Below are 6270 nucleotides of genomic sequence, written 5' to 3'. Positions count from 1 at the left end.
GTGCCTGAGGTACCGGAGGTGCCTGAGGTACCGGAGGTGCCTGAGGTACCGGAGGTGCCTGAGGTACCGGAGGTGCCGGAGGTACCGGAGGTGCCTGAGGTGCCTGAGGTACCGGAGGTGCCTGAGGTACCGGAGGTGCCTGAGGTACCGGAGGTGCCTGAGGTACCGGAGGTGCCTGAGGTACCGGAAGTGCCCGAGGTACCGGAAGTGCCCGAGGTACCGGAAGTGCCCGAGGTGCCGGACGTACCCGAGGTGCCGGACGTGCCCGAGGTGCCGGACGTGCCCGAGGTGCCGGACGTGCCCGAGGTACCGGAAGTGCCGGAAGTGCCGGAAGTGCCGGAAGTGCCCGAGGTGCCGGACGTGCCCGAGGTGCCGGACGTGCCCGAGGTACCGGACGTGCCCGAGGTACCGGAAGTGCCGGACGTGCCCGAGGTACCGGAGGTGCCCGACGTACCAGAAGTCCCCGACGACCCCGAGCTACCGCCACCCGACGTCCCCGACGAACCGCTGCCCGACGTACCGGAAGTCCCCGACGTGCCGCTCGTCCCGGACGTGCTCGGCTTGATCGTCGGCGGGGTCGTCGGTCCATCGACCGAGCCGCAGCCGTACAGCGCGAGCAGTGACGAGACGGCCATCGTTACCGTCGTCTTCTTGAAAAGAGTGTGCATGTTGGCCTCGACATTGGAAGTGTGTCGAGGTCTTCACTGCAAATTCCGCGCCATGACAGGTTTCGCGAAACGGTGTCGCGATTTGTTGCGGGAATCGGGAATATCGATGCGATTTAAACGGAGGAATGGCGGTTTCGCGCGACGGGCACGCGCAGTGCGCGAACGTCGCGGCTGCGATGTTCCCGTCAGGCGCCGTAACGCCCGGCCGGATGTTACGTAGCGTTCGGCCGTCCGTGCCGCAGACGGGCCGCGAACCGAGCGCCGCGTCTTTGACGAAACCGCGCCGCGCGCATGAACATGGCAGGACATCTTCCGGCTGCCGGCGACGCCGCAGCGGCCCCGACTCCAACCAGGACACCGACATGAGCGAACAGGACAGGGAATACGGCAAGGCGCGGCGGATCGACGTGATGGGCGAGGCGTTCGTCGAGCGCGCGATGCGCGACCTCGACGGATTTTCGCGTCCGCTGCAGGACTGGCTGAACGAACATGCGTGGGGCAGCACGTGGCAGCGGGGCGGGATCGACCTGAAGACGCGCAGCCTGTGCACGTGCGCGATGCTGGCGGCGCTCGGCCGCGGCACGGAGCTGAAGGGTCATATTCGCGGCGCGCTCAACAACGGCGCGAGCCTCGTCGAGATCCGCGAGGTATTGCTGCACAGCGCGCTGTACGCCGGCGCGCCGGCCGCGGTCGAGGCGTTCCGCAGCGCGCGCGAGGTGCTGTCGGATCTCGGGTTGTCGATACCCGACGACGAAGCCTGATTCGGTCGCGGCGCCGGCTGCCGGGCACGTAACCCGGCCACGCTTCGTTGCCGCGATCTACGCGATGCGTACCGGCTGCGCGGTGGCATCGACCGGCGCGGCGGCGACTTCGAGCAGCCAGTCGGCCGTCGCTTCGGGAAGCGTGACCGGCAGCATATGCCCGCCCTCCACGACCTTCAGCCGCACGCGCGCCGATTTCCGCGCGAGCGCTTCGCCGTGCGCGCGCCAGTTCAGGATCGGATCGGCGTGGCCGTACAGCACGTCGACCGGCAGCGCGAGTTCCGCATAGCGACGCTCCATCGCGGGCAGGTCGACGGGCGCCGACAGCAGGTCCGTCGCCGTCGCGTAGAACACGTGCGGGCGCATCCCGAGCAGGCCGCCGCCCTTGACCGGGAAGTCGCGAGGCACGTCCTCCGGCGCGAACACCTGACGCACGGCATTGCGGCCCGTCAGGATCGTCAGCGGGATCGCGAAGGTCCACGACACGAAACGGCGCACGAGCGGCGACGGCAGCATCAGCGGCTTGAACGGCGCAGGCGGCTCGGTCTGCTCGTGCGACAGCGGCGCGACCAGCGCGAGCCGGCTCACGCGGTCCGCGTGGTTGAGGCCGACCGCGAGCGCGATCGCGCCGCCGAGCGAGTGGCCGACCAGCACCGGCTTGTCGAGCTTCAGCGCGTCGATGAACGCGGCGACCGTGCGGGCCTGCGCGAACACGTTCGCTTGCGACGCCGGGCCGCGCAGCGAGCGGCCGGCGCCCGGCCGGTCGATCAGGATCACGCGATGCCGCTGCGCGAGCCGCGTGAGCGGCAGGTACGCGAAATTGCGCCATTGCCCCGCCAGCCCATGGACGAACACGATCGGCGGGCCGTCGCCGTATTCGACGTAGTGAATGCGGTCGCCGCCGATGTCGACGAAGCGGCCTTCGGGCGGAAACGCGCGCGTCACGCGACGGGCCACGTAACCGGTAAACAGCGCGAGCGCGGCGAGCACCGCGACGACGCCGAGCAGCACGTTCTGGATCAGATGGAGCGTAGGAGTCATGTCGGCCTCAGCGGGTTTCGAGTGCGGGTTCGGCAACCGGCGCGGCGGCTGCCTGGCCGGGTTGGGCGCGGCGTTCGAAATGCATCGCGGAATCGGCGAGCGGGCTGAACTTCAGCGACGCGAGATCGAGCACGTAGTTCTGGTGGAATTTCCACGGCTTGCGGTGCCCCTGCTTCGGCAGGATGCCGGCCGCGCGCTGGATGTAGCCCGAACTCAGGTTGACGGCCGGCACGTCGCCGAGATCGCCTGCGCCGAGCCGCGGCACGCACGTGTCGTACCCGTTCGCGCGCATGTGATTGAGCAGCCGGCACACGTAGCGCGCGATCAGCTCGGCCTTCAGCGTCCACGACGCATTCGTGTAGCCGAACGACGACGCGAGGTTCGGCACGTCGCTGTACATCATCCCCTTGTACGACACCGTCTCCGACAAATCGACCGCGCGGCCGTCGACCGTGACCCGCGCGCCGCCGAGCATCTTCACCTTCAGCCCGGTCGCGGTGACGATCACGTCCGCGTCGAGCTGCTGGCCGCTCTTCAGCTTGAGTCCGGTCGGCGTGAAGCGTTCGATCTCGTCGGTGACGATCGATGCACGGCCCGCGCGAATCGCCTTGAACAGGTCGCCGTTCGGCACGAGGCACACGCGCTGGTCCCACGGCATGTAGCGCGGCGTCAGGTGCTTCGCGACGTCGAAGTCGGGGCCGAGCTGCTTGCTCGCCGCGCGGATGATGAACCGCTTCGTCCGGTCGGGCTTGCGGCGCGACACGTTGTACAGGTACATCGTCAGCAGCACGTTCTTCACGCGCACGAGCCGGTGCGCGAGCCGCGACGGCAGCACGCGGCGCAGCGCGTTCGCGATCTTGTCGCGCGCGGGCAGCGACACGATGTAGGTCGGCGAGCGCTGCAGCATCGTCACGTGCTGCGCATCGGCCGCCATCGACGGCACGAGCGTGACGGCCGTCGCGCCGCTGCCGATCACGACCACGCGCCGGTTCGCGTACGACAGATCCTTCGGCCAGTGCTGCGGATGCACGAGCTGGCCCTCGAACGTGTCCATGCCTGCCCAGTCGGGCAGGTAGCCGGCGTCGTAGTCGTAGTAGCCGCTGCACATGAACAGGAAGCGGCAGGTATGGACGAGCGTGTCGGTGGCGCCGTCCCGCGTGCGCTCGATGCGCACCGTCCAGCGCGCGCGGTTCGAATCCCAGTCGGCCGCGACGACCTTCTGGCCGTAGCGGATCGTCTCGTCGATGCCATACGTGCGCGCGGTGTCGCGGATGTAGTCGAGGATCGTCTGGCCGTCGGAGATCGCCTTGTCGCTGTGCCACGGACGGAAGCTGTAGCCGAGCGTGAACATGTCGGAATCCGAACGAACGCCCGGATAGCGGAACAGGTCCCAGGTGCCGCCGATCGCGTCGCGCGCCTCGACGATCGCCACGCTCGCATGCGGGCAGCGCCGTTTCAGGTGATAGGCCGCGCCGATGCCGGACAGGCCGGCGCCGACGATCAGCACGTCGAGGTCGTTGCCGTCACGCCGGTCGCGGCGGGCGTCGGGAGCGGGCGGCGCGGCGCGCCGGTCGGTCGTCGTCGAGCTCATGCGGGGTCCTTCGTCGGTGTAGTGGGGCGCGCGGCCGGCGCGTAGGCGCGTTCTCCCGCGGAGGCGTCCTTCGGGCGGAGGTTGCGTGCGCGGGCGCGGCGCACGTGGCGCAGCATCAGCCACTGATAACCGGCGCCGAGCAGCCGCGCGATCCTGTCGAGCCGGCGCGCGTCGGCGCCGACCAGCACGCGGCGCGCATTGCGCTCGACGCCCGCGAGGATCTGCCGCGCGGCCTCGTCGGCCGTCGTCGCGTTGATCAGGCGGTTGGCCTGGCGGCGATGGGTCGCTTCGTCCTGCCCCGTCAGCGCGTGGATGCGGGCGTCGACGCGGCCCGCGTCGACGATGCGCGTCGCGACGCCGCCCGGATGCACGCAGGTTGCGCTCACCGGCGCGCCGTCGAGTTCGAGTTCCATCCGCAGCGCCTCGGTGAAGCCGCGCACCGCGAACTTGGTCGCGTTGTACGCGCTTTGCGTCGGCATCGCGACGAGCCCGAACAGGCTCGAGGTGTTGACGACGTGCCCGTCGCCCGATGCGCGCAGATGCGGCAGGAACGCTTGCGTGCCGTGCACGACACCCCAGAAATTGATGCCGACGATCCATTCGAGATCGGCGAGGCGGGCGGTTTCGGCGCTGGCGGCCAGCGATACGCCCGCGTTGTTGAAGATCAGATTGACCTTGCCGTGCTCGGCGCGCACGAAATCGGCCCACGCGAACACCGCGTCGCGGTCGGCGACGTCGACCCGGCGCGTGCTCACGCGCACGCCGTGCCACGCGCACGCGGCCGCCGTGCCGGCGAGCCCGGCTTCGCCGACGTCGGCGAGCGCGACCTCGCAGCCGCGCCGCGCGAGCTCGATCGCGAGGCTGCGGCCCATGCCCGAACCGGCGCCCGTGATCGCGGCGACCTTGCCGGAAAATCCCTTCATCCGTCGTTCCTCCCGTTCCGCTTGCGCTGCATCGGCGGCGCGTCTATTGTGGTGTTGTTCGTCACCACTTTAGTTTTTGGGTGTCCTGATGTCAAATAGCGGAATGGAGAAAGCACTCGAAACGGAAAAACGGGGCCGGTCGTATGGCGGCGTGGCGCCCGAGGTGCGGGCCGCCGAGCGGCGCGACGCGTTGATCCGCGCGGCGACGCGCGTATTCGGCACGGTGGGGTTTCGCAAGGCGACCGTGCGGTCGATCTGCCAGGAAGCGAAGCTGAACGATCGCTATTTCTATGCGGCATTCGACAGCACCGAGGATCTGTTGCGCTGCACCTACCTGCATCACGCGCAGCAACTGCACGACGCGGTCGCGCAGGCGGTCGCCGCGCGCGGCGGCGATCTGCGCGCGCGCGTCGACGCGGGGCTCGCCGCGTTCTTCGCGTTTCTGCGCGACCCGTGCGCGGCGCGCGTGCTGCTGCTCGAAGTGATGGGCGTGAGTGCGGATACCGACATGACGTATCAGCGCATGCTGCTCGACTTCGGCAAGCTGATCATGGCGATCGGCGTGCCGGGCGAGGCCGTGACGCCGGCGGAGCGCACCGAGCAGCGGCTCATCGGGCTTGCGCTGGTGGGCGCGATGACGAACGTCGGCGCCGCATGGCTGCTCACCGGTTATCGCGATCCGGAGGCGCAGATGATCGCGAGTTGCAGGAAGGTGCTGTTGGGGACGTTGCAGGCGGCGGGATAGGTGCGCGGGACCGGGGCCGGTCGCCCGCGATCCGGGATGGTTGTCGATCAATAACAAGGAACTCATGCAAGTACGGAACCGATGGTGGCGCCGCGCGACGTCGGCGGGGGCGGCTGTTTCCGTCCTGATGCTGACGGGCTGCGGCTGCTGGCCGTTGAGCGAAACCACGCGCTACGAAACCGAGTGGAAATCGCAAACGGTCGCGGCGCTGTTCAGGGATGCGGACCGGGCAGGCGACGTCTGCCGCGATGCCCTCTATACACAGCACCTGAAGGACACAGTGGCGGCCTGCAAGGACGGGGCGTATGAAAAAATCCGCAATCGCATCAGCGGGGAACCCGTCACGCTCGCCTTCGCGAAGGCGACCTGCGCGGAAGCGCAAGCCCAACTGGACCAGGGTATCCCCGCCAGCATCCATGACAGGATCTTCAATCTGAATCCGTTTCCGGACGAGTTTGCTTCGTGCATGAGCGAAAAAGGATTCAAGCGCGAGGAGGTCGCCAAGAAACAGTGCTACCTGAAATTCATGTGACGGACGGCT

Annotated in this window: 7 protein-coding genes; 4 read left to right on the top strand and 3 right to left on the bottom strand. The window is 68.6% G+C overall.

The features are described from left to right. Both WS96_RS34975 and WS96_RS31520 read left to right on the top strand, forming a co-directional pair. Nucleotides 1–888: hypothetical protein (locus tag WS96_RS34975; protein ID WP_059837827.1), on the top strand; the 888-nt coding region annotated here is incomplete at its 5' end. Between the two features lie 142 nt (nucleotides 889–1030). Then, on the top strand, nucleotides 1031–1429 hold the full coding sequence (locus WS96_RS31520) for a carboxymuconolactone decarboxylase family protein (protein ID WP_027782376.1): 399 nt from the start codon (nucleotides 1031–1033) through the stop codon (nucleotides 1427–1429). Between the two features lie 57 nt (nucleotides 1430–1486). On the opposite strand, the gene WS96_RS31515 is transcribed toward WS96_RS31520, so the two are convergent. Genes WS96_RS31515 through WS96_RS31505 form a run of 3 tightly spaced genes read right to left on the bottom strand, consistent with a single transcriptional unit; the run spans nucleotide 1487 to nucleotide 4984 of the window. Next, nucleotides 1487–2470, bottom strand: coding sequence for an alpha/beta fold hydrolase (locus WS96_RS31515; RefSeq protein ID WP_059837825.1), 984 nt, complete (start codon nucleotides 2468–2470; stop codon nucleotides 1487–1489). A 7-nt stretch (nucleotides 2471–2477) separates the two neighbouring features. Beyond that, entirely contained in the window at nucleotides 2478–4061 is a 1584-nt protein-coding gene (locus WS96_RS31510; protein WP_059837823.1) for a flavin-containing monooxygenase, read from the bottom strand. Next, nucleotides 4058–4984: an SDR family NAD(P)-dependent oxidoreductase gene (locus tag WS96_RS31505; RefSeq protein WP_059837821.1), complete on the bottom strand. Its 927-nt coding sequence runs from the start codon at nucleotides 4982–4984 to the stop codon at nucleotides 4058–4060. The genes WS96_RS31510 and WS96_RS31505 overlap by 4 nt, the downstream gene beginning before the upstream one ends. A gap of 88 nt (nucleotides 4985–5072) precedes the next feature. On the opposite strand from WS96_RS31505, the gene WS96_RS31500 reads away from it, so the two are divergent. Together WS96_RS31500 and WS96_RS31495 are read left to right on the top strand one after the other, a co-directional pair. Then, nucleotides 5073–5729 (top strand): TetR/AcrR family transcriptional regulator, encoded by a 657-nt coding sequence (locus tag WS96_RS31500; RefSeq protein ID WP_059837819.1) that lies wholly within the window; start codon nucleotides 5073–5075, stop codon nucleotides 5727–5729. 64 nt (nucleotides 5730–5793) lie between these two features. Further along, on the top strand, nucleotides 5794–6261 hold the full coding sequence (locus WS96_RS31495; RefSeq protein WP_059837818.1) for a hypothetical protein: 468 nt from the start codon (nucleotides 5794–5796) through the stop codon (nucleotides 6259–6261). Nucleotides 6262–6270: the final 9 nt, after the last annotated feature.

The sequence above is a fragment of the Burkholderia sp. MSMB1835 genome (assembly GCF_001526365.1).
Classification (GTDB): domain Bacteria; phylum Pseudomonadota; class Gammaproteobacteria; order Burkholderiales; family Burkholderiaceae; genus Burkholderia.
Note: the sequence above shows the minus strand (reverse complement) of the source record. Positions and strands in the feature narration are given on the sequence as shown.